The sequence below is a fragment of the Viridibacterium curvum genome, from assembly GCF_039544165.1.
Lineage (GTDB): Bacteria > Pseudomonadota > Gammaproteobacteria > Burkholderiales > Rhodocyclaceae > Viridibacterium > Viridibacterium curvum.
In genome coordinates this window covers 325528-351658 of sequence record NZ_BAABLD010000008.1, presented here as the reverse complement: position 1 = coordinate 351658, position 26131 = coordinate 325528, and the positions used below count along the sequence as shown (strand labels likewise).

At 63.0% G+C, this 26131-nt stretch carries 25 protein-coding genes and 1 tRNA gene; 16 read left to right on the top strand and 10 right to left on the bottom strand.

Going from position 1 to position 26131, the window contains the following annotated elements:
• Positions 1 to 2 precede the first annotated feature (2 nt).
• From ABEA02_RS09360 to ABEA02_RS09330, 7 genes are all read left to right on the top strand, one after another.
• On the top strand, positions 3 to 842 hold the full coding sequence (locus ABEA02_RS09360) for an ATP-binding cassette domain-containing protein (protein WP_345532644.1): 840 nt from the start codon (positions 3 to 5) through the stop codon (positions 840 to 842).
• A 100-nt stretch (positions 843 to 942) separates the two neighbouring features.
• The gene (locus ABEA02_RS09355) at positions 943 to 1158 is read left to right on the top strand and encodes a TOBE domain-containing protein (protein ID WP_345532643.1); all 216 of its coding nucleotides are present in this window, start codon (positions 943 to 945) and stop codon (positions 1156 to 1158) included.
• On the top strand, positions 1158 to 1781 hold the full coding sequence (locus tag ABEA02_RS09350; RefSeq protein ID WP_345532642.1) for an RBBP9/YdeN family alpha/beta hydrolase: 624 nt from the start codon (positions 1158 to 1160) through the stop codon (positions 1779 to 1781). Before ABEA02_RS09355 ends, ABEA02_RS09350 begins: the two co-directional genes overlap by 1 nt.
• A gap of 294 nt (positions 1782 to 2075) precedes the next feature.
• Positions 2076 to 2720 (top strand): glycoside hydrolase family 19 protein, encoded by a 645-nt coding sequence (locus ABEA02_RS09345; RefSeq protein ID WP_345532641.1) that lies wholly within the window; start codon positions 2076 to 2078, stop codon positions 2718 to 2720.
• 33 nt (positions 2721 to 2753) lie between these two features.
• Positions 2754 to 3116 (top strand): hypothetical protein, encoded by a 363-nt coding sequence (locus ABEA02_RS09340; RefSeq protein WP_345532640.1) that lies wholly within the window; start codon positions 2754 to 2756, stop codon positions 3114 to 3116.
• Positions 3117 to 3124: 8 nt separating this feature from the next.
• Positions 3125 to 4723 (top strand): peptidoglycan-binding domain-containing protein, encoded by a 1599-nt coding sequence (locus ABEA02_RS09335; protein WP_345532639.1) that lies wholly within the window; start codon positions 3125 to 3127, stop codon positions 4721 to 4723.
• A 338-nt stretch (positions 4724 to 5061) separates the two neighbouring features.
• Positions 5062 to 5829, top strand: a complete 768-nt coding sequence (locus ABEA02_RS09330; RefSeq protein ID WP_345532638.1) for a class II glutamine amidotransferase — start codon at positions 5062 to 5064, stop codon at positions 5827 to 5829.
• Here ABEA02_RS09330 and ABEA02_RS09325 read toward each other — a convergent pair.
• Complete coding sequence (locus tag ABEA02_RS09325; RefSeq protein ID WP_345532637.1) at positions 5826 to 6032, bottom strand: hypothetical protein; 207 nt, start codon at positions 6030 to 6032, stop codon at positions 5826 to 5828. The genes ABEA02_RS09330 and ABEA02_RS09325 overlap by 4 nt on opposite strands.
• Positions 6033 to 6159: 127 nt before the next feature.
• Here ABEA02_RS09325 and ABEA02_RS09320 point away from each other — a divergent pair, with 127 nt between their 5' ends.
• The gene (locus ABEA02_RS09320) at positions 6160 to 7257 is read left to right on the top strand and encodes a PA0069 family radical SAM protein (RefSeq protein WP_345532636.1); all 1098 of its coding nucleotides are present in this window, start codon (positions 6160 to 6162) and stop codon (positions 7255 to 7257) included.
• An 83-nt stretch (positions 7258 to 7340) separates the two neighbouring features.
• On the opposite strand, the gene ABEA02_RS09315 is transcribed toward ABEA02_RS09320, so the two are convergent.
• Positions 7341 to 8696, bottom strand: coding sequence for a hypothetical protein (locus tag ABEA02_RS09315; RefSeq protein WP_345532635.1), 1356 nt, complete (start codon positions 8694 to 8696; stop codon positions 7341 to 7343).
• 238 nt (positions 8697 to 8934) lie between these two features.
• On the opposite strand from ABEA02_RS09315, the gene ABEA02_RS09310 reads away from it, so the two are divergent.
• On the top strand, positions 8935 to 9819 hold the full coding sequence (locus tag ABEA02_RS09310) for a hypothetical protein (protein ID WP_345532634.1): 885 nt from the start codon (positions 8935 to 8937) through the stop codon (positions 9817 to 9819).
• Between the two features lie 73 nt (positions 9820 to 9892).
• Here the strand turns inward: ABEA02_RS09310 and ABEA02_RS09305 are convergent, their stop codons facing one another.
• Together ABEA02_RS09305 and ABEA02_RS09300 are read right to left on the bottom strand one after the other, a co-directional pair.
• Positions 9893 to 10591, bottom strand: coding sequence for a hypothetical protein (locus ABEA02_RS09305; RefSeq protein ID WP_345532633.1), 699 nt, complete (start codon positions 10589 to 10591; stop codon positions 9893 to 9895).
• 488 nt (positions 10592 to 11079) lie between these two features.
• Positions 11080 to 12834: an ABC transporter ATP-binding protein gene (locus tag ABEA02_RS09300; RefSeq protein ID WP_345532632.1), complete on the bottom strand. Its 1755-nt coding sequence runs from the start codon at positions 12832 to 12834 to the stop codon at positions 11080 to 11082.
• A 283-nt stretch (positions 12835 to 13117) separates the two neighbouring features.
• Here ABEA02_RS09300 and cysT point away from each other — a divergent pair, with 283 nt between their 5' ends.
• The 4 genes from cysT to ABEA02_RS09280 all read left to right on the top strand — a co-directional run bounded on the left by cysT (position 13118) and on the right by ABEA02_RS09280 (position 16956).
• The gene (gene cysT, locus ABEA02_RS09295) at positions 13118 to 13954 is read left to right on the top strand and encodes a sulfate ABC transporter permease subunit CysT (protein WP_345532631.1); all 837 of its coding nucleotides are present in this window, start codon (positions 13118 to 13120) and stop codon (positions 13952 to 13954) included.
• Entirely contained in the window at positions 13954 to 14835 is an 882-nt protein-coding gene (cysW, locus tag ABEA02_RS09290) for a sulfate ABC transporter permease subunit CysW (protein WP_345532630.1), read from the top strand. The genes cysT and cysW overlap by 1 nt, the downstream gene beginning before the upstream one ends.
• 88 nt (positions 14836 to 14923) lie before the next feature.
• Positions 14924 to 16021 carry a sulfate/molybdate ABC transporter ATP-binding protein gene (locus ABEA02_RS09285; RefSeq protein WP_345532629.1) on the top strand — a complete coding sequence of 366 codons (1098 nt, stop codon included), beginning with the start codon at positions 14924 to 14926 and terminating at the stop codon, positions 16019 to 16021.
• Entirely contained in the window at positions 16018 to 16956 is a 939-nt protein-coding gene (locus ABEA02_RS09280; protein ID WP_345532628.1) for a CysB family HTH-type transcriptional regulator, read from the top strand. The genes ABEA02_RS09285 and ABEA02_RS09280 overlap by 4 nt, the downstream gene beginning before the upstream one ends.
• A 243-nt stretch (positions 16957 to 17199) precedes the next feature.
• On the opposite strand, the gene ABEA02_RS09275 is transcribed toward ABEA02_RS09280, so the two are convergent.
• Entirely contained in the window at positions 17200 to 18054 is an 855-nt protein-coding gene (locus ABEA02_RS09275) for a PDZ domain-containing protein (protein WP_345532627.1), read from the bottom strand.
• A gap of 138 nt (positions 18055 to 18192) precedes the next feature.
• Entirely contained in the window at positions 18193 to 19185 is a 993-nt protein-coding gene (locus ABEA02_RS09270; protein WP_345532626.1) for a CE1 family esterase, read from the bottom strand.
• A 218-nt stretch (positions 19186 to 19403) separates the two neighbouring features.
• Here ABEA02_RS09270 and pelA point away from each other — a divergent pair, with 218 nt between their 5' ends.
• On the top strand, positions 19404 to 21041 hold the full coding sequence (gene pelA, locus ABEA02_RS09265) for a pectate lyase (protein WP_345532625.1): 1638 nt from the start codon (positions 19404 to 19406) through the stop codon (positions 21039 to 21041).
• An 18-nt stretch (positions 21042 to 21059) separates the two neighbouring features.
• Here the strand turns inward: pelA and ABEA02_RS09260 are convergent.
• Positions 21060 to 21136, bottom strand: a tRNA-Arg gene (locus ABEA02_RS09260).
• 116 nt (positions 21137 to 21252) lie between these two features.
• Between ABEA02_RS09260 and ABEA02_RS09255 the strand changes: the two genes are divergently transcribed.
• Positions 21253 to 21663 (top strand): c-type cytochrome, encoded by a 411-nt coding sequence (locus ABEA02_RS09255; RefSeq protein WP_345532624.1) that lies wholly within the window; start codon positions 21253 to 21255, stop codon positions 21661 to 21663.
• 64 nt (positions 21664 to 21727) lie between these two features.
• Here the strand turns inward: ABEA02_RS09255 and glpK are convergent, their stop codons facing one another.
• From glpK to ABEA02_RS09240, 3 genes are all read right to left on the bottom strand, one after another.
• Positions 21728 to 23206: a glycerol kinase GlpK gene (gene glpK / locus ABEA02_RS09250; protein WP_345532623.1), complete on the bottom strand. Its 1479-nt coding sequence runs from the start codon at positions 23204 to 23206 to the stop codon at positions 21728 to 21730.
• A 123-nt stretch (positions 23207 to 23329) separates the two neighbouring features.
• Positions 23330 to 24274 (bottom strand): hypothetical protein, encoded by a 945-nt coding sequence (locus ABEA02_RS09245; protein WP_345532622.1) that lies wholly within the window; start codon positions 24272 to 24274, stop codon positions 23330 to 23332.
• Positions 24275 to 24340: 66 nt separating this feature from the next.
• Positions 24341 to 25051 carry a hypothetical protein gene (locus ABEA02_RS09240; RefSeq protein WP_345532621.1) on the bottom strand — a complete coding sequence of 237 codons (711 nt, stop codon included), beginning with the start codon at positions 25049 to 25051 and terminating at the stop codon, positions 24341 to 24343.
• A 489-nt stretch (positions 25052 to 25540) separates the two neighbouring features.
• Between ABEA02_RS09240 and ABEA02_RS09235 the strand changes: the two genes are divergently transcribed.
• Complete coding sequence (locus tag ABEA02_RS09235; protein ID WP_345532620.1) at positions 25541 to 26128, top strand: YajG family lipoprotein; 588 nt, start codon at positions 25541 to 25543, stop codon at positions 26126 to 26128.
• Positions 26129 to 26131 lie beyond the last annotated feature (3 nt).

Below are 26131 nucleotides of genomic sequence, written 5' to 3'. Positions count from 1 at the left end.
TCATGCAGATCAACCCCTCGGAAAATGCCGCCGTCGCCGCCAGTGGTCGTGGCGTTGCGCTCAAGGTCTCCGACCTCGTCAAACGCTATGGCGAACGCGAAGTGCTCAAGGGCGTGAGCCTCGACATCGCTCCCGGCGAATTCGTCGCCATAGTTGGCCGCAGCGGCTGCGGCAAAAGCACCCTGCTGCGCCTTGTGGCCGGTCTGGAGTCGCATCAGGCCGGCAGCATCCACTACGACGGCGCGCAGCAAGACAGCCACCACGACACGCGCATCATGTTCCAGGACTCACGCTTGCTGCCCTGGAAGCGCGTGGTCGACAACGTGGCACTTGGCCTGACACCGCCGGAGTACCTCAACGCAGAGTACGTGCTGGGCCAGGTCGGCCTGCGCGACCGCCGCCACGATTGGCCCGCCAGGCTCTCTGGCGGCCAGCGCCAGCGCGTGGCGCTGGCCCGTGCCCTCGTGCACCAGCCGCGCCTGCTGCTGCTCGACGAACCACTCGGCGCACTCGACGCCCTCACGCGGATCGAGATGCACGGACTCATTGAAAACCTGTGGCACGAGAATGGCTTTACCGCACTGCTCGTCACGCATGATGTTGGCGAAGCCATCGCGCTCGCCGACCGCGTCGTGCTGATCGACGAAGGCCGCATCACGCTGGACTTGCGAATCGACCTGCCACGCCCGCGACAACGTGGTGACGCGCGCTTCGCCGCACTTGAAGAGCGGGTACTCAAACGCGTGCTCGGCCAACAGCACGATATCGGCGATCCGCACGACGAACAGCTTGGCGACCAGTCGCTGCGCCGCAGCGTCGAACAGGTCCGCTGGGCCGTCTGAGTTATTCCCGTCCGAGTCTCTCCGTCCGAATATTTTCGTCCGAGTCCCTCCGTCCGAATTCCCGTTTCATCCATACCCCCAAACCAGAGAAGGAAACATCATGAGCATCCAGGCCATCAACGTCCGTAACCAATTCCGCGGTGTCGTCAAGGAGATCATCCGCGGCGACGTGGTCAGCGAAATCGATGTGCAGACCGCATCCGGCATCGTCACCTCGGTCATCACCACGCGCTCGGTCGACAGTCTCGAACTGAAGATCGGCAGCGAAGTCGTGGCCCTCGTCAAATCGACCGAAGTGTCCATCGCCACCCTGTGATGGACACCGTGCTGATCGTCCCCGGGCTGCACGGCAGCCCGCCCGCACATTGGCAAACCTGGTTCGAGGATCGTGTTGCCGGTTGTGTGCGGGTCGATCAGCACGATCCCGCGACGCCTCACCTGTTGCGCTGGGCCGGCGCGGTGCGCGAACAGCTCGACCGCGTACGTGGCCGGGCCTGGATCGTTGCGCACAGCTTCGGCTGCCTCGCCGCAGCGCATGCGGCCAGCCTTGTGCCCGAGCGCATTGCCGGCGCCATGTTCGTCGCACCTGCCGATCCTGACCGCTTCGGCGTCGAGCGTCTGTTGCCCGACACTCCCTTCCCGTTTCCCAGTGTGCTCATCGCCAGTCGCAACGACCCGTGGATGCGCCTCATGCGTGCGGCCTGGCTGGCTGATCGCTGGGGTAGTCACCTCGTCAATGCCGGCGCCGTGGGGCATCTCAATATCGATTCCGGCCACGGTCCCTGGCCAGATGGTCTGTTGCTGTTCGAGCAGCTGCGGCGCAGCCAGGACGGCATTCCCCTTGGCACGCTGGCACCAGCCAGCGCCGGGCGCCAGCGGCAGCGCCGCGAGGCCTTGCGCAAGCAGGCCCGGATTGAGCGGTCGGGGCAGGGCGGTTGAGGCCTGGCTTAGCGGTGAGTGATGTCGTGCGCGTGTGGCGCAGGACGTTCCTGATCCTGCGGCGTTACCTGCCCTGACGGGCACGAGGGTGACAAAGCCTTGCAATGCAACGTTGGTGCGGTAGCTTGAAAAAGAAGCAGGGACTGCTGACTGAAGAGAGGCGTTGCATTGTCGGTGGCGCCACCATCTGGATCCTTCGTGGTGGCGATGTCGCATGGCGTCGTGAAGTCTTGCCGTCGCATCCCGGCACGAATCCTCCGCGCACTGCGCGGCACACCAGTCAGGGGAGATGTCATGGCCGTCACGCTTCCGCTCGCTGCGCTTGCACCGCTTGCGCCAAGCATTCGCTCCAGTTACCGCGAGGCCTTCACCAATGGCCAGGTCTGGCTCGATCGTTGCGGCATTTCTGAAACCCCTCTGCGGCTCGCACACTTCCTCGCGCAGATCATGCACGAGTCCGGCGGCCTCACCGGCCAGTTCGAATCGCTCAACTACAGCGCCGCGCGCCTGCCCATCGTGTGGCCAAAGCGCTTCAAGCCCACCGGTCCGCTCGATCCCGCTGCTTACGCCCACAACGAACAGAAGCTGGCCAACGAAGTCTACGGCGGTCGCATGGGCAATACCGGCACCAACGACGGCTTCACCTACCGCGGACGCGGCATCATCCAGCTCACCGGCAAGGACGGCTATCGCAACGTCACGCAGCTCCTGCGCAAGCACGATCCGGCCGCTCCCGACCTCGTGGCCAAGCCGGACGAAGTCATCAGTGCGCAATGGAGCCTCGCCGTCGCCACGCTCATCTGGCAGTCCAAGGGCTGCAACGAGAAGGCCGACGAAGACAACATCATCAAGGTCACCATCGCCATCAACGGTGGCAAGGTCGGCCTTGCTGATCGTACCGAGTGGCTTGCACGCACCAAGGCCGTATTCAAGATCTGATTTACAGGAAGACCTCATCAAGGGAGAAATGACATGGCCAGCTTCAAGGAAACGTTTGCAAAGATCGAAGCCGCAATCGGTGACCTCACTTCGCTGGAAGTGACCACCTACAAGGGCACTATCAACATCAAGAAGACTATTGATGCAAAACCTGCAGACAACAAGGAACTCGACTTCTCCGACATCCTCAAGCAACTCACAGTGGACGGCGCTGACATCCAGCTTGTCGCCAGCACACTCTCCCGCCTCGATGGTGACACCACGGCCTTCATCGACAAGAACGCCAGTGCCGCCGAGCTCACCGCGCACGCCCAGCTGCTCGACAGCGCGAACGCCAAGCGCAACGCGCTGATCCAGGTGATCGAGGCCGCGGTCAGCGGCGTCGTCAAGAGGTAGGCGCTGCCGTGCAAGGGGCACAGGGGGAGGAAGACTTCGCCGCGCTGCTCGATCAGGCCACGAGCGCGGGCCACTTGCCGGATCCCTGGCAAGTGGTCCGACCGGACCTGCGCGACGCCAACCGCGCCAACAGTGACCTCTACATCCGTGCCCTGCGCTCGCGCCTTTTCAGCCTCGGCTATACGGACGACAAGGAACTCAAACTTGGCGATCTGACCCCCGTACTCAGCGCCGCGATCCTGCGCTTCCAGTCGGAGGCCAGGCTCAAACCGGACGGTTGGGCGGGACCCGACACCAAACAGCGCTTGCAACAACTCGTCAGCTTCGAAGAAGAGCAGGACCCGGAGGGCTGGGACATCGACGAGGATCCCGGCGACCTTCCCGCCGTGCAGCGCGCGGCCTACCTGCGCCTCTACACCCTTGGTTTCATGGACTGGGAGGACGACGCGCAAGCCCTCGCACGCCAGCCAAGCTGCGATCCGGTCAGCAACCCCGTTGCCCGCGAAGCTCTGCGAGCCTTCCTCGCCCTGGCGCAAAAGCTGGGCCTCGTCGCCGCGGCACCGGCACCGGTTCTCAGCGTGCCTGTACTGCGTCTCCTTTTCGGCCACGACGCCATGATCCGTGCCCTCGCTACGCGCCCGGACTTCATTGCTGACGATGACAACCAAAAATTTATCGACGCCATCGGCCGCGTGGAGCTCTGGTTGCTCGACTACGACGTCAAGCTCGCCGGGGGTGACAACACCCACTACCGGCTCGCTGCGTCGCCGCGCGCCGCAGCAGGCACGCAGCGTGTCGATGCGGTGCAGGACGCGCTCAGCGATCTGCGCCAGCGCTTTCCCAAGGCCAATCTTCCCGGTCCCAGCGGCGGTTTCCTCATCTTCGGCCGCTCGCTGAAGTTCTCATCGCAGTTTTTCGCCCTGACCAACAGCCTCAACAACGCGCATGAAGAAGACGCTGCAAACGAGGCCGAGGTTGAAGACCAGATCCTCGCCGCTGCCAGTTCGAAGGCCGACAGCGAAGACATCATTGGCAGGCTCAACGAGCTCGCCTCCCGAGTGTGGGACGGCTTCAAACGTCTGTGGGGCTTCCTGAAACGTCTGGTCAAAGCAGCCACCATCGCCATCAAGGACCAGGTCTGGCGCATCGCACGCTTCATCTCCGCCAGGGCACGCGGGGCATTCGAATTCGTTCTCAAGGCCATCGAGATTGTCCACCGCGGCAGCGTCTACCTGCGCTCGCGCGTCTTCCCGGCCAGCAGTCCGGATGTTGCCATCCTCGCTTTCGGCCGTGATTTCGATGTCAGCTTCTTCGTCAGCCAGGCTGCCGCGTTCGAAGACGTTCGCTTCATCGTCGACAAGGACGCGGAGGAAACACACTTCTTCGTCGCCGCCAGCCGCATCCTCTCCGCACTCGTCGGCATCATTCTCGAAGTCGTCAAGATCGTTGCCAGCAACATCGCGGGCTGGTTCCTGCTTCTGCTCGCCCTCTCCCGTATCGCTGGCCGCATCAAGGACCTGGTCGAAGCCGTTGGCAGTATCGACGCCGACAGCCTCAAGACCTTCGATACCCGCGACGCAGCGCTTTTCTCCAATCCCGTCAGGTAGGCTCGACCGGAAGTTGCGTCTTCCGCACCAAGCCGGCATAACCCTCGCGTGAATGCCGCGCTGGCTGTACCGGGGCCCGCCGATGGTAGTTGCGGCCTGATCACCCTGCTGGCGCGTGGCCGGCAGGTTGGCAAGACTGGCAATCCTCCCGGCACCACCGCCCCTGCGCTCGCTCAGTGAAGTGTGCCGGCAGACAGGCGGTGTCAACAAATGCGCGCTGGCGTCCGTTGTATCGGAGGTAAGCGCGCCATGTATGCAGTACATATCTGAAATCCAGCTGTGCCGGCGCGCGAACACACCCGATAATCCTTCTGTACTACGTTCTGCCCTGTTCGTGCATGTGCCAGCTGCTGGGAATGAATTCGTTCAAGCCTGCCCGCCTCGATTTCTCGCTGGCGGGTTTCCTGCGCCGTGGTGGCGAGACTGACGAACACGCTGACGGTTGGGGCGCGGCCTGCTTCACCGACCGGGGGTGCGAGCTGCTGATCGACGAGGGCGCCTCGGCGACTTCCGTGGCGGCTGAGCACTTCCAGCGAGAGCATTGCCCCGTGCGCAACGTGCTGGTGCACATCCGCAAGGCCACCCAGGGGGCCGTCAGCCGTCAGAACTGCCATCCCTTCGTGCGCCAGCTGTGGGGCCGTGACTGGGCTTTCGCGCACAACGGTAATCTGGAACGCGACAAACTCGCCGTGCCGCAGTTGTTCCAGCCTGCGGGCGAAACCGATAGTGAGCAGGCCTTCTGCCTGATCTGCGATGCGCTCGTACAGCATTTCGGCGCCGAAGCGCCGACGCATGAGGCCTTGCACGCCTTGCTCAGCGAGACGGCAGACCGCATTGCGCAGGCGGGCACGTTCAATTTCATGTTGTCCAACGGCGAGATCCTGTTCGCACGTTGCGCCACCGAGCTGCATTACGTGCAGCGCGCATGGCCCTTCGGCCGCGCGCGCCTGCTCGACTGCGAACGCGAAATCGAATTTGCGCAGTACAACAATCTCGATGACCGGATGATCATCGTTGCTACGCGCCCGCTGACCGACGAGGCCTGGCAGGCGATTCCGCAAGGCCGTCTGATGGCCTTTATGCAAGGGCAGATGCTGGCGATCTAACGCCGGCGCTCGTGCCACCACTCGTAAGCATCGGTGCTGCCCAGCACGATGGCGAGCAGGCCGAACACGATGGGGGCCACGTGCAGGCCGACGATTGCAGCGCCGACGGCCATCAACAGGAAGATGAGCACATTGCACTCGGTGCAGACATGCGTGTTGGCGCGGAGGGCCTGCCAACGTGTGCGCAGGGTTCTGGCTGCCATGATGGGTCTCCATGAGAGAGGTGATTCCTGCTTCCAGTCTGGGTGGCGGCGCCGGTTTCGCCAGTGCCATCTTTCCCGCATTTGATCTGGCTTAAATCGGCCAGGCCGGCGGCGTAAGATCAGTCGTATGACTGAACGGAAAGACCCTCCCGCTACGACACGTCCGCTCGTTTTTCGCGGGCGGGGGGCTGTCGTGCGTCCAGATGGGCGCTTCGAATCGATGGAGCGCGAAGCCTTCGACGACGGCTGGGGTTCGGCGGAGGCAGAGCCCGGCGTGCCACCGACCGAGCTGATCATCGATGGCGCTAAAAGCGTGATCACCTACAACGAATCGCCCGACGTACCCTTCGACCGTTCGATCAATCCCTACCGAGGTTGCGAGCATGGATGCAGCTATTGCTTCGCACGACCGACGCACAGTTACCTTGGCCTGTCACCGGGGCTCGATTTCGAAACGAAGATTGCTTACAAGCCCGATGCTGCGGTCTTGCTGCGCAAGGAGCTGGGCAAGCGCAGCTACGTTTGCGCGCCGATTGCGCTGGGCGTCAACACTGATGCGTACCAGCCCATTGAGCGCAAACTGGGCATCACGCGCAGCATCCTCGAAGTGTTCGCCGAGTGTCGGCACCCATTTTCCATGGTCACCAAGGGTTCGCTGATCGAGCGCGATCTCGACTTGCTGGCGGATATGGCGCGCGACGACCTTGTGTATGTGATGATCAGCGTCACGACTCTCGACGGAGAGCTGGCGCGCAGGATGGAGCCGCGTGCAGCGGCACCACACAGGCGTCTCGAACTCATCGAGAAGCTCCGCACGGCAGGGGTGCCAGTCGGCGTGCTGTTCGCACCTCTGATTCCCGCGCTCAACGATCACGAGCTGGAGCGCGTTTTCGAAGCGGCCGCTGCACGCGGCGCCGAGGCCGCCGGCTATGTGCTGCTGCGCCTGCCGCATGAACTCGCTGACATGTTTCCAAAATGGCTGCAGACGCACGTGCCTGGCCGCGCAGCACATGTCATGAGCCTCATCCAGCAGATGCGTGGCGGCAAGGCCAACAGTGCGCAGTTCGGCAAGCGCATGCGCGGCGAAGGGCTATTCGCCGATCTCTATGCGAAACGGGCGAAGCTGGCGGCCGAGCGACTGGGGCTTAACAAGATGCGACGCGCGCTCAGCACTGCTGCATTCAAGCCACCACGCGATGAGGGGCCGCAGATGAGTCTCTGGTAGGGCTGAGACAAGTGCTGTGGCAATCCACTATCGCGCGACGGCGGGCGCAGCGATTGGTTTAGAGCGTATTGCAATCCTGATATTCAAATGCCGCTTTGACTCATTCTGCTAACAGCTGCATCTAGCAAGTCGTCAGGGTTACGCGGGTTGCGAACTTCGATGATTGCCTGTCGCAAGTCTTCTTGGGTTACTAGAATGATCTGATGAACAACAGGTTCTGCCTGCCATGTTGCAATTTGATCCTTCGGAAGAGCACATACGAGCATTGCGGTGACTTCACCATTGTGATGACTCGCGCGTAGTGATTTCTCAAGAGATCCGCGACGATCTACCAGTTTTCCAACTTTGGCAGAGAAGTCAGAAATACGAGTCGTGCATTCAACAATCACGAGTCTGCCCGCCGGAGTCATGAGAATTATGTCTGGCGCATCGGTTTCGAGTTGAATAGCGGGACTAAAGCCCTGAAGAAATAGTAACGCAGCTACGCCTCGCTCGAAGCGTGGTGCATCAGAACTTTGCTCCAATACGGCGTGCTTTATTTGTTTTAGCTCCTTGTCGAAATGTTGTACGGCCAACATTCTGTTATTGCGAGCTTTGTTCGGATCGTTGAACCATCGCCGTCGAGTGGTTACCCCGCCAATCGTAAGCATCGCTAAAGTGCTTTCTGCGCGCTCAACACGAATATGCGCCGAGCCTTCCTTTACGCCGCTTTCTGGTTGCCGCCAATTGATTTCAGAAGCTACTTGCCGGCGAGATGAGAGACCATTTCCGGGAGTTATCCAGATCGCCAAGCCAAACCGGCCAACGTCAAAATTTGGATGGGCGCGCAATACCAGCAGTAGGCGATCATCCAGCAACTCTGATTGATTCACAATCAAGTCCAGCGGTGGAACGACGCGGATGTTAATCAGAGGTAAAGATGATGTAGAGGAAGGTATGGATAGAGACAGCCATCTTGCAAGATCTGCGATGCCGTCAAATGGTGGGTCAGATGTCCTGAGTGCGTTATTCAGCTCAAATAGTTCAAATTCCGGAATTTGAGGCAGGGCGTCACCAGAGATTTGTAAGTGCAAATCTGAATACCATCTACTCGGATTAAGATTCTCGGAATTTAGTATGTGGGCATTGGATGCAATGAGTTTTAGCGTTCCTCCCGGAGTCTCTATCTGCCCTGCAGCGGCTTGTTCGAGGGTGGTAAGGAGATCGGCCCGGGTCTGTGCCCGTTGCTGGAACTGTCCTGCAACAAGAAAGTCCGTCTGGATATGAAAGACGGTGTCAGTTTGTGGTGGGATTGGAAAAAGCGATAGAGACGCCGCTGCAATCTGAAAGCCGCCATTGTTGGTGCGAGTAGCGACATATCGAACATCAATGGCGTAAGAGTCACAAACCCAGCTATTTGCCGTTTGGAGAAATCGCTCTTTGAGTGCAAGGCTGTTCACTTGATCTCCTGAAATCTATAGCAACGAAAATCGCGGGTTTTCTGCGGCCTGCGAGTGACCTCGTTCTCCAATTCACGGCTTCTGAAGGTGCTGCATCCATTGTGAGGCAATTCCTCGTATAGAGTCGAAGCTGAATTGTAGTGTGCGTGAGCTGTGAGGCACTGGCAAAGCGTAGTCGTTGCATAGGGGATTGCGTCAGAATGTTTGCGGCTTCCTTGTTCATTCGATTGAGGGATTCATGAAACCACATCGTCTGCTGTGCAGCCTGCTGATCCTGCTCTGTGCGCCGTTGTTGCATGCGCAGGACGTGCCTCCAGAGAAGCTGAGTTATACCTTTGCCGAAGCATTGGCGTTGCCGCGCGTGAAGAGGGAGCTGGACCCGGCGATCCGATTGTCATTCGGCCCCGATCTGCCGGCAGATGTCGTGGAAGGTACACCAGCAGACAGCTATCACAATCGCACGGTCAAGCTTTTCGACGGCTGCGAAGTCGTGATTGCCGACTTGCTCGGTGACCTCATCAAGGAGGCGCGCTCGAAGGGTTACGACGCCGTTGTACGCATCAGACTCGTAGTGCGCGGCAAACCCGACGATACGGCGACGCAGATCATCTGCAATCGCAGTCAGGCGGCGACCTCGACCGAATTGAGCGCGAGTTTTGCGATATCGAAGGCGAAGGCGCGCGAGTTTGCCGAACGCGAGAACAAGCCGGTAGCGTTGCGGCCACCACAGGCCAATGCGCAATACCTGCCGCTGGCTGAAGTGCTTGAAAGTCCGGATGTGCGCAATGCACTGGCCAGCCGCGGGATGGAGATCTCGGTGGGCTGGTTCGGCACGCTGGACTTCTTCGAGCGTAGCGAGCCCGACACGTTCCGTGAGTCGGTGAAGGTCGAGGCGGATGGCGCGCCGGCGGCCTGTCGCCGCGCGGCTGCGCAGTCGCTGCAGGCGATGATGAGAGAGGCTGCGGAAAAGCGTTTCCGTTACCTCGTGCGTGTCGGCAGCTACCTGCGCGATCAGCGCACGCCGGCCGAGGGCGATTACGAGTGCCAGGTGTCGCGGCGCTTTGATTCCTGGCCGCTGATGGCGACCGTGGTGCTGCGCGGGAGCTTTGCCAACCCGCGTTGAGCGGGTGACGGGGCTGCTTAGCGGCGCCCGACAAATATGAAAACGGGCGTCGTCGGACGCCCGTTTTGCCGGGTCAGCGAAGGCGGCGACGTGTGACGCCGGCGATGAGCCCCAGGCCGGTCAGCAGCATGGCCAGCTGGCTGGCTTCTGGCACCGGTGCGGCAGGGGCGTCCAACACGACGTTGTCGACGAACTGGAAGGGTGTGGACGTAGCAGGCGTCGAGCCCGTCAGGTATTGGCGTGTCATCTCGATCTTCAGCTCATGCGTGCCGGCTGTGAGGGTGCCGTCATAGCTGAAGGAGTTCCTGACGGTCGCGCCTGTGCTAACCGAAGCCAGCGACCAGGTGCCGAGCAGGGTGCCGTCAAGGAAGATCTGGTAACGACCGCCTGAGGTGCCGCTGGAGGTGGCCGACGAGTCGCGGTAAAAGGCGAGATCCATGTCCAGAGAGAAGGCGCCAGCATCACTTGCAAAGCTTTGCGTGATGCCGCCACCCGCCCAGAGGCCGGATTGGTAGGTGCCGACCTGACCCGGGCGGAAGCGGCCAGCCTGGCTCAGATTGCCATCGCCGTCCACGTCGAAGTCGACAACGCCGATAGGGTCTTTCGTGGCCGACCAGCTCAGGCCGCCACCCGCGGTCGCGTAGGTCGTCCAGTTGGCGAATGTGCCGCTGGAGAAGTCACCATTGAGAATGAGGTTCTCGGCGTGAGCGGCCGGTAGGAGAGCGATGGCAGCCGCAGCTGCCAGGCCTCCGGTGATTTTCTTTGCGAGCATCGTATCCATCCCTGAGTCAGTTGTTTGTGTGTGGCCCGTCACGTGGGCGCACGCCACCGTAGCAAAACATGTCGGGAGAAGTTATGACGGAAGTCTCAGCGGGAGGACTTTGCCCTTTTGGGCAGGGGACGGGTTTGCAAGTGTTGACGCCACCGGCAATGCGACCGCCGAAGGTGGCTTCGTTGCAGATGAAACTGCCGTTCAACGATTTGTAGATGAGCTGGTTGGCGCAACCAAAGGCGACATTGCTCATTGCGCTGACCGAGCTCGTCTTTGTCCCGCTGCAGATCGCGGTGTAACCCGCGGGCCGTTTGGCGGCTTGTACGCAGGCAGTGCGGAGGCAGTGCGCAGCGCGCCGGGCGTCGCTGCGATGACGACAGTTCCCCTCATTGGATTCTTTGTGTGCGTGTCGGGTGGCTTCTTGCCACCTTCGGCGATCGCAAGCTTGGGGAAAGTTTGTTGCAGTTAAGCTTGCAGCGCCGCGTGCCTTACACCGCTCCGGCTGAATCCTGTAGTCGCCCCTGCTCCATGCGCAACAGTCGATGCATGTCTTTCAGCGAGCGCGTGCGGTGGGCGATGGCGATTACGATGGCGTCAGCCGGCACGCACTGCAAGATGCCGTGCATGACGCGGTCTTCGGTGTCGTCGTCGAGTGCCGAGGTGGCTTCATCAAGGATCAGGATGTCGGGCCGGCGGAACAGGGCGCGGGCGATGCCGATGCGCTGGCGCTCTCCGCCAGAGAGCGCGTGGCCGCGTTCGCCCAGCGGGGTGTGAACGCCCTGCGGCAGGCGCGCGACCAATTCGTCGAGTCCGGCCGCGCTACAGACGCGGGCGAACAGGGCTTCGTCGGACTCGCGCATGAGGGTGATGTTGTCGCGCAGGGTGACGTTGAACAGCTCCACTTCCTGCAGCACCACGGCGACGTGTTGCCCGAACTGCTCGGCGTCGATTTCGCGACTGTCCACCGTGCCGATGCGGATGTGGCCGCGTGCCGGGTCGTAGAGCCCCAGCAGCAGCTTGATCAGCGTGGACTTGCCGCTGCCCGACTGGCCGACCACGCCGATGCGTTCGCCGCGTCGCAGGCTCAGGTTGATATCGCGCAGCGCGGGCTTGTCGCCCCAGTCGTAGTCGAGGCCGCTGATGTGGATGCCATCCCATTCGGTGGGGAAGTGGGCTTGGCGCTTGGACGTGCCTGTATGGCCGGCGTCGTCGAACAGAGGCATCAGTCGCATCAGGTCGGCGTAGCGCTCCACCATGGCCTGGAAGCGGTCGGTGAAGGACGTGGTGGATTGGCGCAGGCCGTTGAAGTACTGCACGTAGGTAATGATGAAGCTGGCGGCGATGATGTCGTGCAGCGTGGCCCAGGCAATGGCGCCGAGAAAGATGCCGAAGGCCACGCAGGTGTGCAGCTGGAAGGCCAGCCACTTCTGCGTGCCTAGCCTCACGCGTTCGTGCCCCAGGTCGCGCGCGCTGGCTTCGCGGCCGGCTACGGCATTGCGCACCATATTGCCGGCGCCCGAGGCCTTGATGGTGAGGATGTGCGTGGCGCCTTCGACGATGCTGCCGCTGGCGTTCTCGACGCTCTGGTTGATGCGCGTGCTGAGCGCGGCCACCTTGCGGTCGTAGTGGCGCTCGATGTACGCCATGCCCAGCATGAAATACACACCAAAGAAGATGAACCAGGGGCTGATGAAGGCGCAGGAGACCGTGACGCCGATGAGGGTGGCCAGCGGGCCGGCTACATCGTTGTGGAAGATGCCCCACTCGCGCACGGCGTCCGAGCCGGTCATCAGCCGTTGCACCTTGTTGCCGGCCGACTCCTGGTGATGCCAGTGCATCGAGAAGCCGACGAGGCGCTCGAAGCCCCATACGCGGGCACGGTAGCGGCAGTTGAGGGCGATCTGGCCGAGGATGCGCTTGCTGCGCAGGCGCACCCAGGCGGTGAGGCCACGCGAGGCGGCCAGCGCGGTGATGACCAGGCACAGTGGCAGCACGCTCTGCCCCGGTTTGTACGCCAATAGCATGCTGATCATGACGCCCAGCAACAGCGGCGGCAGCAGGTCACTGGTCTCGCTGATCAGCACGATGGGCATGTGGATCAGGTAGCGGCGGCGGTCGCTGTCGAGGAAGAAGAACAGCGAGCGCATGACGAACAGGGCCGGATTGCGCGGGCGGACGGCGCTGTCGGCCTGGGAGGAGTGGGCGATGGCAGACGTAGCGTGAGCGGCGGGGGCGGTTTGCATCAGTATCGGGTCGGGCAGCAGTGACGACAGAAGCCGCAGCCTAGCGCGTGCCGCCTGCCCGCATTTGCTCGCCAAGCGCATCTTGCGGGCTTTGCTGGCGGGATTCCATTTGGTGAAACAGGTGGTCCGGGCGTCAGGTAGAGCGTTTGCTTATTCATATTATTCATAAGCAGAGAATGTTTTATTCGTTTTTCTGCTAAGCGTGGCTGGCTAGACTGCCGGCTTTCCCATTCCGGACGGCATCCATGCACGCCAAGTACCTCCGCGCCACAGGGGGCTTCCAATGAGCAGCTCGCACACCCGGCACGTCCTGCCCGGCTTCGGGCTGACACTGGGCTACACCCTGGTCTATCTGTCCCTGCTGATCCTGATCCCTCTCGGCGCGGTCTTCCTCAAGACGACCAGCCTCAGCTTCGAACAATTCTGGAACGTGACAACCTCGCCGCGCGTGCTCGCTTCGTACAAGCTGAGCTTCGGCACCTCGCTGCTGGCGGCATCCATCAATACGGTTTTCGGCCTGCTGCTGGCGTGGTCGCTGGTGCGTTACCGCTTCCCGGGCAAGAAGGTCATCGACGCGCTGGTCGACCTGCCTTTTGCGCTGCCGACAGCGGTGGCCGGCATCTCGCTGGCGGCGGTCTACGCCCCCAATGGCTGGATGGGCAGCCTGCTCGAACCGCTCGGCATCAAGGTCGCCTACACGCCGCTGGGTGTTCTGGTGGCACTGGTCTTCATCGGCCTGCCCTTCGTAGTGCGTACGGTGCAGCCGATTCTTGAGGACCTCGAAGTGGAGCTGGAAGAGGCTGCCGCGAGCCTTGGTGCGCAGCGCTGGCAGACGGTGCGTCTGGTGATCTTCCCGGTGCTGCTGCCGGCATTGTTCACGGGTTTTGCGCTGGCCTTTGCACGCGCTGTGGGCGAATACGGTTCCGTAATCTTCATTGCCGGCAATATTCCCCTGGTGTCGGAGATCACGCCGCTGATGATCATCACCCGGCTCGAACAGTATGACTACGCCGGGGCGACCGCGATTGCCGTGGTGATGCTGCTGGCCTCGTTTGCCCTGCTGTTCGTCATCAACAGCCTGCAGGCCTGGAGCGCCCGCAAGATCGGGAGGGCAGCCTGATGAGCGCCGCCGCACTGCATATTTCCGCCGGACCCAAACACTACGAAGATAATCCGGCAACGCGCGAGACCCCGTGGGTCAAATGGAGCGTGATCGGCATCTCCTTGCTGTTCTTCGCCACCTTCCTGCTACTGCCGCTGTTTGCGGTGTTTGCCGAGGCGTTGAAGAAAGGTTGGGAAGCCTATTTCGCCGCACTCGTCGAACCCGATGCGCTGTCCGCGGTGGTGCTCACGCTGAGTGCCGCCATCATCGCCGTACCGCTGAACATCGTATTCGGCGTCGCTGCGGCCTGGGCCATCGCCAAATTCGAGTTTCGTGGCAAGCAGCTGCTGATCACGCTGATCGATCTGCCGTTCTCGGTGTCACCTGTCATCGCGGGCCTTATATTCGTGCTGATCTTCGGCGCGCAAGGCTGGTTCGGTCCCTGGCTGCGCGAGAACGACATCAAGATCATCTTCGCCGTGCCCGGCATCGTGCTGGCGACCATCTTCGTCACCTTCCCCTTCGTGGCGCGCGAGCTGATCCCGCTCATGCAGGCACAGGGCAAGGAAGAGGAAGAGGCCGCCATCGTGCTCGGCGCGAACGGCTGGCAGACCTTCTGGCACGTGACCCTGCCCAACATCAAGTGGGGCCTCATCTACGGCGTTTTGTTGTGTAACGCCCGTGCCATGGGCGAGTTTGGTGCGGTGTCGGTGGTGTCCGGCCACATCCGTGGGCTCACCAATACCATGCCCCTGCACATCGAGATTCTCTACAACGAATACCAGCTCTCCGCAGCCTTCGCCGTGGCCTCCCTGCTGGCCCTGCTGGCCTTGCTGACCCTGGTCGTGAAGACCTGGGTGGAGAGAAAAATCCAGCAGACATCCGAATCCCATTCCTGATGCAGATCTGCATGTGTTGCGGATGGCGGCCCTGCCTCCGCGCGATGCAGCCTTGAATCAGGAACGGAATGAAATATTGGAGCAAGACATGAGCATTGAAGTCCGCAACATCCAGAAGCGCTTTGGCAACTTTGCCGCCCTCGACAACGTATCGCTGGACTTTCCCAGCGGCGAACTGGTCGCCCTGCTGGGCCCGTCCGGTTGCGGCAAGACGACTCTGCTGCGCATCATCGCCGGCCTGGAGTCGGCGGATAGCGGCACGGTGATCCTTGAAGGCGAGGACGCATCCGGCACCCATGTGCGCGAGCGTCAGGTCGGCTTCGTGTTCCAGCACTACGCTCTGTTCCGCCACATGACGGTGTTCGACAACATTGCTTTCGGCCTGCGTGTAAAGCCGCGCAGTGAACGCCCCAGCGAAGCGACGATCCGCACCAGGGTCACCGATCTGCTCAAACTCGTGCAACTCGACTGGCTGGCCGACCGCTTCCCCTCGCAGCTGTCGGGTGGCCAGCGTCAGCGCATCGCCCTGGCGCGTGCACTGGCCGTCGAGCCGCGCGTGCTGCTGCTCGACGAGCCTTTCGGCGCGCTCGATGCCAAGGTGCGCAAGGAGCTGCGCCGCTGGCTGCGTCGTCTGCACGACGAGCTGCATATCACCTCGATCTTCGTTACGCACGATCAGGAAGAGGCGCTTGAAGTCGCCGACCGCGTGGTGCTCATGAACCACGGCAAGGTCGAGCAGATCGGCACGCCAGACGAGGTGTACGAGAAGCCGGCGACGCCCTTCGTCTACAGCTTCCTTGGCTCGGTCAACCTGTTCCATGGTCGTGTCGAAGGCGAGAGTGTGAATCTGGCCGGCCACGCGCATCCGCATGCGGAAGGCATTTCGGATGGTGCCGAGGTCATCGCTTTCGCCCGTCCGCACGAGCTGGACATCGTGCATGATGCGCCGGGTGCGCAGGGCATTGCGGCCACCGTGACCCGTATCCTCAGCTTCGGCTCCAGCGCGCGCATCGAACTGGCGGCCGATCCGCAGAGCGGTGCCCCGGCGCACGTCGAGGTCGAATTGGGTCGGGCGCGTGTGCGTGAGCTGTCGCTCGTCGAAGGTAGCCGCGTACGTGTGCTGCCTTCGCAGATCAAGGTGTTTGAGCAGCCTGCGGCAGCGCAGGCTACGGGAGTGACGTCATGAATTTCCAGCAGCTGCGCATCATCCGCGAGACGGTGCGCCAGGACTTCAATCTCACCGAGGTGGGCAACGCCCTGTTCACCTCGCAGTCCGGTGTGTCCAAGCACATCAAGGATCTCGAAGACGAGCTCGGTGTCGAGCTGTTCGTGCGGCGTGGCAAGCGCTTGCTGGGCCTCACCGATCCGGGCAAGGAGCTGGTTGGCATCGTCGAACGCATGCTGCTCGACGCCCACAACATCAAGCGTCTGGCCGAGCAGTATTCACAGCGTGACGAGGGCAAGCTCAGCGTGGCGACGACGCACACTCAGGCGCGCTATGTGCTGCCCAAGGTCGTGCAGCGCTTCAAGCAGGCCTGGCCCAAGGTGCACCTCGAACTGCACCAGGGCAGCCCGGCCGAGATCGTTGCGCGTCTGCGTTCAGGGGATGCCGACATCGGCATCGCCACCGAGGCGCTGGATCAGACAACCGATATCGCGACCTTCCCGTTTCACCACTGGCGTCACGCGGTGATCGTGCCCGAGGGACACCCCCTCACCAGCGTCAGCCCGCTGACGCTGGAAGCGCTGACCGAACACCCGCTGATCACCTATCACGATGGCTACACAGGCCGCGCACGCATCGACCAGACCTTCGCGCAGGCCGGCCTGACGCCCGACATCGTGATGTCGGCACTGGATGCCGACGTGATCAAGACCTACGTGGAGCTGGGTCTTGGCGCGGGCATCATCGCTTCGCCAGCCTTCATTCCGGAAAAGGATCGTGGCCTGCGCCTGCTCAACAGCGACCACCTGTTCGGCGAGAACACGACACGCATCGCCGTGCGCCGCGGCCACTATCTGCGCGGCTTCGCCTACGCCTTCATCGAGTACTGCTCGCCTGAGCTGACCGAGGGCAACGTCAAACCGGTGATCACGCCGGGGCGTGAAGCGGACGATTGAGCTGGTGGTGCGCCATGTGAAAGGCCGCCTGAGGGCGGCCTTTTACATGGCGAATAACCCCACCCCTCCCTCCTCTTGTCAGGGGAGGGGGAACGTTCGCGTCCGTCTGGGCTCCTCCCCTTATCAGGGGAGGAGCCAGGTCGAGCCGGAGCTATCGCCTTCCCCTGATAAGGGAGGGGTTTGGATCTGGAGAAGTGAAAAGGCCGCCCGAGGGCGGCCTTTTCACTGCCGTGTCGAAGCAGCCTACTTGCCGCCAACCGGCAGTGTGACCGTAACCGGCTTGCCAGCGCGCGTGAGGCGCAGCACCAGCGGTTTGTCGGTCGTCGCCGCACGTATGGCCTTGGAATATTCCGCCGTGTTCGGGGTCTTCGTACCGTTGACCGAGACGATGGTGTCCTTGGCACGTACGCCGCGGGCCTTGGCAATGGAGCCGTCGTCGAAGTCGGTCACGCGCACTTCGGTACGACCGCTGTTTGTCTGGAATTCCATGACCTGCAAACCGGTGCGCCAGACGCTGCCGGTGGCGGCTGCGGCACCTGCGCCGGCTGCCGTACCACGACTGGCAGCGGTTGCCGGGGCTACGCCGGGGTAGCCCTTGGCGATGGCTTCATTGACCGAGGCGGGGTTGAGACCGGCCAGATGGATGGCGATCTCTTCATGGGTGGGTTTGCGTTCTTCGACCTTCTTGTCCTTCTCGGAACGTACATAGCCTTCCAGCACCAGCGGTTCGACAGCCTTCAGCTTGTCGGCCGCGTCGTAGCTGAGTTCGGCCGTTACGCTGCGGGCGATGCGCACGGCGCTGCGGTCGGCGTTGAGCTTCTGGTAGGTGATTTCATAGGAATAGACGTCCTTCCCAGCCGAGCCGGCCGCAGGGCTGCCGAAGCGTTCGATGACGGCATTGCGTGGCGTGCCGACCGGGAACAGGCGGATGACCTGCTCTTCGTTGGCGTGATAGAGCAGGGGCAGGTTGCCTTGCTTGCTGACCTTGGGGTCGTAGCGGCCGTCATCCGCTTCCTTTTCTCCGCTCGCACAGGCGGCGAGCAGGCAGATGAGGGGCAGGAGAAGCAGCGAAATCCAGTGGCGTGCGATCAGAGTCATGGTCTTGTTGTCCCGATGGAGGATGGGCGGGCGAGGGTGATGCGGGATGTCGATTCTCTCGGCATCCGGCGCGCAGACTTGAGCGAGCCGCAGTCGCATCCCCGAGCTGGGCCGCCATGATACGACTACAACGCTGCTTTATCGTTCGCTGAAGAATTGCCAAATCACGTCAGTCGCCCGGATGGCCGTCGAGGGCGGCTTGTCGGCACCGCCGCGCGGCTTCTGCCCGCCAGGCCACGAGTGTCCGCCGCTATCGGTGACGCAGAGCTTTACGGCACTGCCGTCGCGGCAGCCGCTGTATGCCTCGCAGTAGGCGCCTGGTGTCTCGAAGATCCGTTCGGGTACGGGGCGGCAGCCATCGAGCCGGGCCCATTTGGCCATGGAGTCCGGCACGGCCACGAAGGGGGTGACTTTGTCCGATTTGCGTCCGGCGCCACCGTCGAACAGCTCCAGCTCGTCGTCTCGGGCGTGAATGTGCAGGATGGAGACGGCCTTGTCAGGCGTGCAGCTGCGGGTGTTGTCGGTGCCGGCTACGGCGGCGATGGCGCGGAAAGTGCCCGACATCTCGCAGGCGAGGCGGTAGCTCATCATGGCGCCGTTGGATATGCCGGTGGCGAAGATGCGTCGCTCATCAATACTCAGCCCGGCCTGCAGGCGGGCGAGGAGTTCGCGCACGAAGCCGACGTCGTCACTGTCCTTGTCGCGCGCGGCGCCACAGCAGTGGCCGGCATTCCAGGTCGCCAGCTTGCCGCCCAGGCGGCTGTAACCGTTCGGAAACGCGATGATGAAGCCAGCCTGCTCGGACTTCGCGACCAGTCCGTAGTAGCGGTCGTCGGCCTGGATGTCCATGTTGCCGCCCCCGCCGTGGAAGGCGAGCACCAGCGGTGTGACCTTGTCTCCCTTGTAGCTGGCCGGGATGTGCAGGCGGTACTGGCGTTGTTGGCCGGCGTGTTCCAGCTTCAGGCTGTAGTCGCCGGGCACGGTGGGGATGGATTCTTGCGCCGTAGAGCGCTCCCCCCGGCGTTCGCGCAAGCGGTCGAGCAGGCCGGCCTCCGCAGTGGAAATGTTGGCCAGAAGGCTGACCAGCACGAGGGCGAGGCCGGGCAACAGGGCGTAGCGGAAGGGTTTCATCAGGCAGTCCAGGATGGGGTGCTTCCACTGTGGGCAAGGCGGCCAGCGCGGGCAAGGGCCGGACAAGAAGGCTTACAACTTTGCGCGGGTCCCAGCGCATGCACGCTGGCACCGTGATCCCGACCTTCGGGCGACCGGGCTGGCCGCATGGCTGTCATGGATATAGGGTATACCCGTAATTTCACCAAAACACATACCCTGAACCCCGGAGAAATCTCATGACCGTCCAAGGTACTTCGTCCCCACTGCTGCGCGTCCTGGTGTGCAGCGCGCTGGCGTTGATGGCTGTCCAGGCCATCGCGCAGAGCGCCCCCGCCGTACCGGCGCCGCCCTCGGGCAGTTCGCCGTCGCGCGCTGAAGGGGTGTTGCGCACCGTGGCACTGATCATGGGCGAGCCGAACTACTCCATCGACGGTGGCTACCAGGAGCTGGAGGAAGGCTTCTATTCCGCGCCCGAGCTCTTGCCCGGCGAGCGCATGTTCGCGCCCATCAACGAGATCGTCGTGGCCTTGGGGGGCGAGGCGACACTGGCGGCGGACAGCCGGTCGGCGCTCTTCAGCCTCAACGGGCGCAGCGTGCGCCTGACGGCCGGCAGCACCGACGCCGAGGTGGATGGCAAGCGCGTCACGGCCGACAAGGCGCCCGAGTGGCGCAACGGTAATCTGTGGGTCTCGGTGTGGTGGGTGTTTGACCAGCTGGGCGCCTACAGCAAGTGGGACAAGCCCCGGCAGCGCTTCACGGCCTCATTCATCCTGCCCAACAGCAAGAAGCAGGCGGGCGTGGCGCGTGGTGGTGCGGTCGTCGAAGGCAACCTGGGCGAGCAGAACGAAGCGTTCTGGGCTTCGGCGCAGGGCGTGACAGTGGGCGATGTGGTACTGGGTTACCAGAACGCCGACGGTGGCTGGCCCAAGCTTGAGCGTGATTCCTCGCTAACGGTGCCCGTGAATCGCGCGGCATTGAGCGGCTTCAAGGCCAAGTCCACCATCGACAACGACGCAACCACCAAGCAGATCATTGCCTTGGCGCGCGCATTCAAGGGCAGCGGACAAGTGCTTTTCCGTGACGGCGCGGTGCGCGGCATCGAATACCTGTTGGCGGCCCAGCACCGCAGCGGCGGTTGGCAGCAGTACTGGCCCGAGCCGCAGGGCTACAAGGCCCGCATCACCTTCAACGACGACGCCATCGCCAACGTGCTGGAAATCCTGCGCGACGTTGCGGCACGACGTGGCGACTTCGCGTTTGCCGGGCTCGATCTGTCCCGGCGTGCCGCGGCCGCCTATGACGCCGGGCTGGGCCTGATCCTCAAGACGCAGATCGTCGTGAAGGGCAAACTGACCGGCTGGTGCGCGCAGTACGACGAGAACACGCTCAAGCCGGGCATGGGGCGAGCTTTCGAGCTGCCCTCGATCAGCGGCGGCGAGAGCGTCAACGTAGTGCGCTTCCTTATGAGTATCGACAAGCCCTCGCCGGCTGTCGTGAGGGCCGTGCAGGGAGCCGTGAGCTGGCTGGACGCCGCGAAGCTCAGCGGCATCAAGCGCGTCCGCCGCGAGGACCGCACGCTGGAATATGGCTTCGACTTTGTCGTGGAGAAAGATCCGAAGGCCGAGCCGCTCTGGGCGCGCTTCTACGATACAACCGAAGGCAAGCCGCTGTTTTCGTCGCGTGACAGCAAGCCGCGCGCGAACTTTGACGAAGTGGCCTACGAGCGCCGGGTGAAATACAACTGGTACACCAGCGAAGCCGCCCCCATGTTGAAGACGGACTACCCGGCCTGGCTGCAACGCACGGGCCAGCGTTCGGTCTTGCGCAAGAAGTGGTGGGAGGTGGAACCGGGTGCAGCGGAGGCGGGTGATTGAGCCCGCTGAAGGCGAAACTGGCGCATCCGAGACGATTCGAACGTCCGACCCCTGCCTTCGGAGGGCAGTACTCTATCCAGCTGAGCTACGGATGCGTGGCCCGCGATGATACCGCCGGCGGGGGGCGCCGTCCATGCGCCCAGGTGGCGGGCGGAGCGGGAGTCGCTATAATCGCGGCTTCCCGAATCCTGACATCCGAAAGCTCCCGATCATGAATCGCCCCTCGCGCCTCGTTCTCTCCGTTTCCCTCGTGCTGGCTGTGGCCATGCTCGCCGCGTGCAACAAGAAGGAAGCCGTTCCCGAGGAAGAGACCGCCAAGCTGATCCAGCCCGTGGCGCGTGTCGAGACCGCCGCCGCAGCACCCGCTGCCGCAGGTGGCCCGATCGATGGCAAGAAGATCTATGAAACCGCCTGCGCGGCCTGTCACGCTACCGGCGCGGCCGGCGCCCCCAAGGCCGGCGATAAGGGTGCCTGGGGCCCGCGCATTGCTGCGGGCAAAGAGTCGCTTTACAAGAGCGCTCTGGGCGGCAAAAACGCCATGCCGGCCAAGGGCGGCAACCCGTCGCTGTCGGACGATGAAGTCAAGGCGGCCGTGGATCACCTGATCTCGCTGGCCAAGTAAGTCGGCCCGCATCACGACGCAACGGCAGCCTGGGGCTGCCGTTGTTGTTTGCAGTCCCTGCTTTTCAGAGCGTGCGTTGCACGGCGCTACGCCAGCTGGCGAGGCGCGTTGCCGCTTCATCGCGGCTGATGGCGGGCGTGAAGACGCGTTCGCACTGCCAGCTCGATGCGAAAGCCGTGGCATCCGGCCATACCCCCACGGCCAACCCCGCCAGCGCCGCAGCCCCCAGCGCCGTCGTCTCCTGCACGACCGGCCTCACGACCGGAATGCCCAGCAGGTCGGCCTGCATCTGCATCAGCAGGTTGTTGGCGCAGGCACCACCGTCGACGCGCAGCTCGCTCATCGCCTGCGGGCTGTCAGCCTGCATGGCGAGCACCAGTTCGGCAGACTGCAGCGCGATGGATTCCAGCGCGGCACGTGCGATATGGGCGGCGCCGCTGCCACGAGTGAGCCCGACGATGGCGCCGCGCGCATCCGCATTCCAGTACGGCGCACCAAGCCCGGTGAAAGCCGGCACAAGGTGCACGCCGCCCGTGTCGGGCACCGACGCAGCCAGGGCCTCGATATCGGCTGCGCTGCGGATCAGACCCAGCCCGTCGCGCAGCCATTGAACAACGGCACCGCCGACGAAGACGCTGCCTTCGAGCGCAAAGCCTGCCGTGTTGTCGAGCTGCGCTGCGCGCGTGGTGATGAGACCGTGTCGTGAGGCCGGCGCCTCGCGTCCCGTATGCGCCAGAGCGAAGCAACCCGTGCCATAGGTGTTCTTGACGCGCCCCGGGGCAAAGCAGGTCTGCCCGAACAGTGCGGCCTGCTGGTCGCCGGCGATGCCTGCGATGCGGACCGGTGCGCCAAACAACGACGCATCCGTCTCGGCAATCACCTCGCTTGAACGGCAGATGCGTGGCAGCACGGCGCGCGGGATGGCGAGGATGGCGAGCAATTCGTCATCCCAGTCCCCGGTGTGGATGTTGCACATCAGCGTGCGCGAAGCATTGCTGATGTCGCTGACATGCACGCGCCCGCCCGTGAGCTGCCACACCAGCCAGCTGTCGATGGTGCCGAAGGCCAACTCGCAGCGCTCGGCGCGTCGCCGCGCGTCAGGGATCGTATCGAGCAGCCAGCGCAGCTTGGTGCCCGAAAAATACGGGTCGAGTACCAGGCCCGTGCGCTGGCGGAACAGTGCCTCATGCTCCGCCGCTTTCAACTCGCTGCACAGCGACGCAGTGCGCCGATCCTGCCAGACTATGGCAGGCGCAAGCGGCTCGCCCGTTGCGCGATCCCACAGCACCGTTGTCTCGCGCTGGTTGGTGATGCCGATGGCGGCAATGCCCTGCGCCGTCAGCCCCGCCTGCGCGATGGCTTGCTGCGCACAGGCCAGTTGTCCGCGCCAGATCTCCTTCGCGTCATGCTCTACCCAGCCGGGCTGAGGATAGTTTTGCGGCAACTCCTGTTGCGCAATGGACAGCACGCGGCAGTCGGCATCGAAAACGATGGCGCGTGAGCTGGTGGTGCCCTGGTCGAGGGCGAGGAGGGCGTGGGGCATGGGGGCCTCTGCAACGATGTGCTGCGATTCTTGTCGACCGCGTTCCGCATTGACAGTGCGGCAAGCCCTCAGTCGTGCAAGCGGCTGACAAAAAAGCCCGGCGGTCACCGGGCCTGGGTGGCGTCAGCTTGCGGGTGGCCGAGGTGCATCTGATCCAGCGTTGGGGGCAGGGGCACTGCTTGCGCAAGTGGCGGCGAGTTCGCCGGTCGGCGCTTGCGGGATGGACATCAGCGCGCCACGCAGGGTCTCGACAAGCACGCTACGGCAATCCTGGCGCACGAACTGTGCGCGCTCCAGCTTCTCCGAGCCGCCTTCCATGTAGCGGTAGGTTTTCGACGCGCCGCGGTTCTTGAGCTGACCAGTCAGGTCGCGCAGGGCGATGTCGAGTGACTCGACCATCAGTTGCGTCGTGCGCGCGGCGAGCATGGCGCCGTTGTCGGCGAGCCAGGTTTCCTGCGGATCTTTGGGCAGGCCTTCATGCACGACGCGGATCAGCTTCGCATAGCCCTCTTCGGCCTTGGCGCCGGCCTGTTTGACGATGATGTAGTTGTCCAGCAACAGGGCTTTCTGGTCTTGTGTCATCGAGAACACGGGCGTGCTTTCGATCGTCCACTCGGCGGTCGATTCGGCCGCGTGGGGAATCACCCGCACCGGGATGGCTGCCGGCTGCGTGGCCAGCGCGCGTTGCATCAGCTCGGCGTAGCGCATGCCGTCGAGCGTCTTCCTGTAGGGAATGAGGATCTGGTCGGCGGCGACCTGGATCTTGTCTTTCTCCGACTCGCGCGTCGAATTCACAATCAGACCGTGCACCAGCAGCCCTGCTGCAAAGCCGATCGGGCCTGGCCCGTAAAGCACGCCGTGCCTGTTCAGTCCGGCGTTGTCGTAATTGGCGACGCCGCGGAAGATCAGCTTGTCCTCTTCGGCCAGACGCAGGGCGTAGCCGGTTGGGCGTGGTTTGGGTGGAGCGAGCGTTTCACTGGCCGGGCCGGAGGTCTGGGCGCAGCCAGCGGCAAGCAGGGCGATTGCGCCGCAGAGGCTGCCGCGCAACAGGGTGATCAGGGTCTTCATGGGGCGCTCCTTGGGGGCCGGACAAGAAAAACGCGCACCCGGACTGCGGTGCGCGTTGTGTGGCGATTACTTCTTGAGGGGCTTGAGGATGGCGTCCTTGGTCAGCTCGACGACCTGGTAGTACGCATTGGTCAGGCCGGGGAACTTGGGCGGCTCATCCCACTTGCTGTCCGAACCTTTCTGCAGATCCAGCGGGGTGTACCAGTCCAGCGCGTTGTTGCTGAGGTTCACGAGGAAGCTCTGGCCGACGACGTAGGCCTTGGGGTCGCTGGTCGGGAAGTAATTGGCATAGGTGCGGATGAAGCCCAGCTCGGTGATGTTGATGACCACCAGGCGGTCGACGCCCAGCTTCTGCTTGAGGCTGGCGAAGTCCTTGCGCGCGAAATTGCCTTCGGCGCTGAACGAGGGCAGATCCTTGATGGCCAGCACGGCAGGCACGATCACGACATCCACGCCGCGCGCCTTCAGCACGGCGGCGACTTCTTCTTTCAGCGTGTTGAAGTCATCGGGCTTGAGGGTGTCGGCGTGGCTGGAGAGCGAAGCATTGGCCGCAGCCGCCGCGGCGTAGCACAGCAGGCAGCCAGCGCCCGGGTAGCTCGTTTCGACCTTGGGCAGGACGGCCATGGCGACGCCCACCTTGCCGCTGTTCGGCGCGAGGGCCGATTGCGTGAGCGGCACGGGCAGTTGCGGCGCAGAGATACAGCCCGTCAGCAGCGTGCTTGCTGCAAGCAGGCAGGACAGCAGGGCGTTGCGATAAACGCTGGCGAAATTCTTCATGTAATCCCCGTTATGAATGACGACTTGCGCCGACGCGGCGCGTGCGGCCGCGCGAGTCTAGCAAGTCGTCATGATCCGGGCATGACGCCCGCAAACGGGGTGTGACGTGTTCCCGGTTCCGTGTTGCGCCGGTGCAACACGGAACGAGCGATGCTGCGGCGCAACCTTGGCGCGGCGGGCGTCGTGCCGTCAAGCCATGCATGCACAGCGGTCGTCGGGGGTGTGCCGTCGAGGAACGGGTGGCCCGCGCAGCCGGGAGCTTCGGGAAATCGGGGGTGGCGAGCAACCCTTCGTCCCGGTTGCCTGGCGGGGGTGTTGTTCTGTTTGAAGGTGAGCAGCGGGTCTGTCAGGAAAGTTTGGCGCCGGACAGCGTCAGCCCATTCATGCCGTATGCCTGACCGTGCATTCGGGTACGATCCGCGGGCTTGTGAAGACGGGCAAGTCCACTTGCCGGAAAGTCAATTTAATCGCCATGAAACAGGGGTTTTTATGATCATCAGGATTGTCATGCTTTTGTCCGCAGCGCTACTACTGTCCGGCTGTATGGTGGGACAGCAACTCAGCGTGAACTATGTGCCTGCGGCTTCCCAACTGCCTGCGAACGGTGTTGTTGTGACGGTTGCGGTCTCCGATAAGCGTGACTTCGTCCTGAAAGGCGAGAAAGACGCCGCGTATGTCGGTTCGTACACCGCGGGGTTGGGCAATCGCTGGAGTGTGATGAATCTGGATAACGTGCCCTTGGCGGCGCAGATTGCCAAAGATCTGAAGCAGGAGTTGGTCAGCCTGGGGTACGCAGAGGCGACAGCAGGTCAGAAGGAGCTGCGCGTCACGATTCAGGAGTGGGTGTTTGCGGGCTATCAGAATGCGGAGTTCGAATATGCCTTGCTGGTCGAAGTGCTCGACAAAGGCGGGAAGAAATTGTTCGAGACGACGCTGAAGGGCAGGAAAGACGTCCCTGGTACGATCATGTCGGGAATGAAGGGTGGGATGGAGCGCGACATGCCCGGCATCTACAACGCCATTATCCGGTCTATCGCCCGGGACAATACCGCCGTGCTGGCTGCACTGAAGTCTTGAGGG

What these genes read in the sequence shown, in the direction of transcription:
- ABEA02_RS09360 (WP_345532644.1), top strand. Translation starts at nt 3, where the DNA reads ATGCAGATCAACCCCTCGGAAAATGCCGCCGTCGCCGCCAGTGGTCGT.
- ABEA02_RS09355 (WP_345532643.1), top strand. Translation starts at nt 943, where the DNA reads ATGAGCATCCAGGCCATCAACGTCCGTAACCAATTCCGCGGTGTCGTC.
- ABEA02_RS09350 (WP_345532642.1), top strand. Translation starts at nt 1,158, where the DNA reads ATGGACACCGTGCTGATCGTCCCCGGGCTGCACGGCAGCCCGCCCGCA.
- ABEA02_RS09345 (WP_345532641.1), top strand. Translation starts at nt 2,076, where the DNA reads ATGGCCGTCACGCTTCCGCTCGCTGCGCTTGCACCGCTTGCGCCAAGC.
- ABEA02_RS09340 (WP_345532640.1), top strand. Translation starts at nt 2,754, where the DNA reads ATGGCCAGCTTCAAGGAAACGTTTGCAAAGATCGAAGCCGCAATCGGT.
- ABEA02_RS09330 (WP_345532638.1), top strand. Translation starts at nt 5,062, where the DNA reads ATGTGCCAGCTGCTGGGAATGAATTCGTTCAAGCCTGCCCGCCTCGAT.
- ABEA02_RS09325 (WP_345532637.1), bottom strand. Translation starts at nt 6,032, where the DNA reads ATGGCAGCCAGAACCCTGCGCACACGTTGGCAGGCCCTCCGCGCCAAC.
- ABEA02_RS09320 (WP_345532636.1), top strand. Translation starts at nt 6,160, where the DNA reads ATGACTGAACGGAAAGACCCTCCCGCTACGACACGTCCGCTCGTTTTT.
- ABEA02_RS09310 (WP_345532634.1), top strand. Translation starts at nt 8,935, where the DNA reads ATGAAACCACATCGTCTGCTGTGCAGCCTGCTGATCCTGCTCTGTGCG.
- ABEA02_RS09305 (WP_345532633.1), bottom strand. Translation starts at nt 10,591, where the DNA reads ATGCTCGCAAAGAAAATCACCGGAGGCCTGGCAGCTGCGGCTGCCATC.
- ABEA02_RS09300 (WP_345532632.1), bottom strand. Translation starts at nt 12,834, where the DNA reads ATGCAAACCGCCCCCGCCGCTCACGCTACGTCTGCCATCGCCCACTCC.
- cysT (WP_345532631.1), top strand. Translation starts at nt 13,118, where the DNA reads ATGAGCAGCTCGCACACCCGGCACGTCCTGCCCGGCTTCGGGCTGACA.
- cysW (WP_345532630.1), top strand. Translation starts at nt 13,954, where the DNA reads ATGAGCGCCGCCGCACTGCATATTTCCGCCGGACCCAAACACTACGAA.
- ABEA02_RS09285 (WP_345532629.1), top strand. Translation starts at nt 14,924, where the DNA reads ATGAGCATTGAAGTCCGCAACATCCAGAAGCGCTTTGGCAACTTTGCC.
- ABEA02_RS09280 (WP_345532628.1), top strand. Translation starts at nt 16,018, where the DNA reads ATGAATTTCCAGCAGCTGCGCATCATCCGCGAGACGGTGCGCCAGGAC.
- ABEA02_RS09275 (WP_345532627.1), bottom strand. Translation starts at nt 18,054, where the DNA reads ATGACTCTGATCGCACGCCACTGGATTTCGCTGCTTCTCCTGCCCCTC.
- ABEA02_RS09270 (WP_345532626.1), bottom strand. Translation starts at nt 19,185, where the DNA reads ATGAAACCCTTCCGCTACGCCCTGTTGCCCGGCCTCGCCCTCGTGCTG.
- pelA (WP_345532625.1), top strand. Translation starts at nt 19,404, where the DNA reads ATGACCGTCCAAGGTACTTCGTCCCCACTGCTGCGCGTCCTGGTGTGC.
- ABEA02_RS09255 (WP_345532624.1), top strand. Translation starts at nt 21,253, where the DNA reads ATGAATCGCCCCTCGCGCCTCGTTCTCTCCGTTTCCCTCGTGCTGGCT.
- glpK (WP_345532623.1), bottom strand. Translation starts at nt 23,206, where the DNA reads ATGCCCCACGCCCTCCTCGCCCTCGACCAGGGCACCACCAGCTCACGC.
- ABEA02_RS09245 (WP_345532622.1), bottom strand. Translation starts at nt 24,274, where the DNA reads ATGAAGACCCTGATCACCCTGTTGCGCGGCAGCCTCTGCGGCGCAATC.
- ABEA02_RS09240 (WP_345532621.1), bottom strand. Translation starts at nt 25,051, where the DNA reads ATGAAGAATTTCGCCAGCGTTTATCGCAACGCCCTGCTGTCCTGCCTG.
- ABEA02_RS09235 (WP_345532620.1), top strand. Translation starts at nt 25,541, where the DNA reads ATGATCATCAGGATTGTCATGCTTTTGTCCGCAGCGCTACTACTGTCC.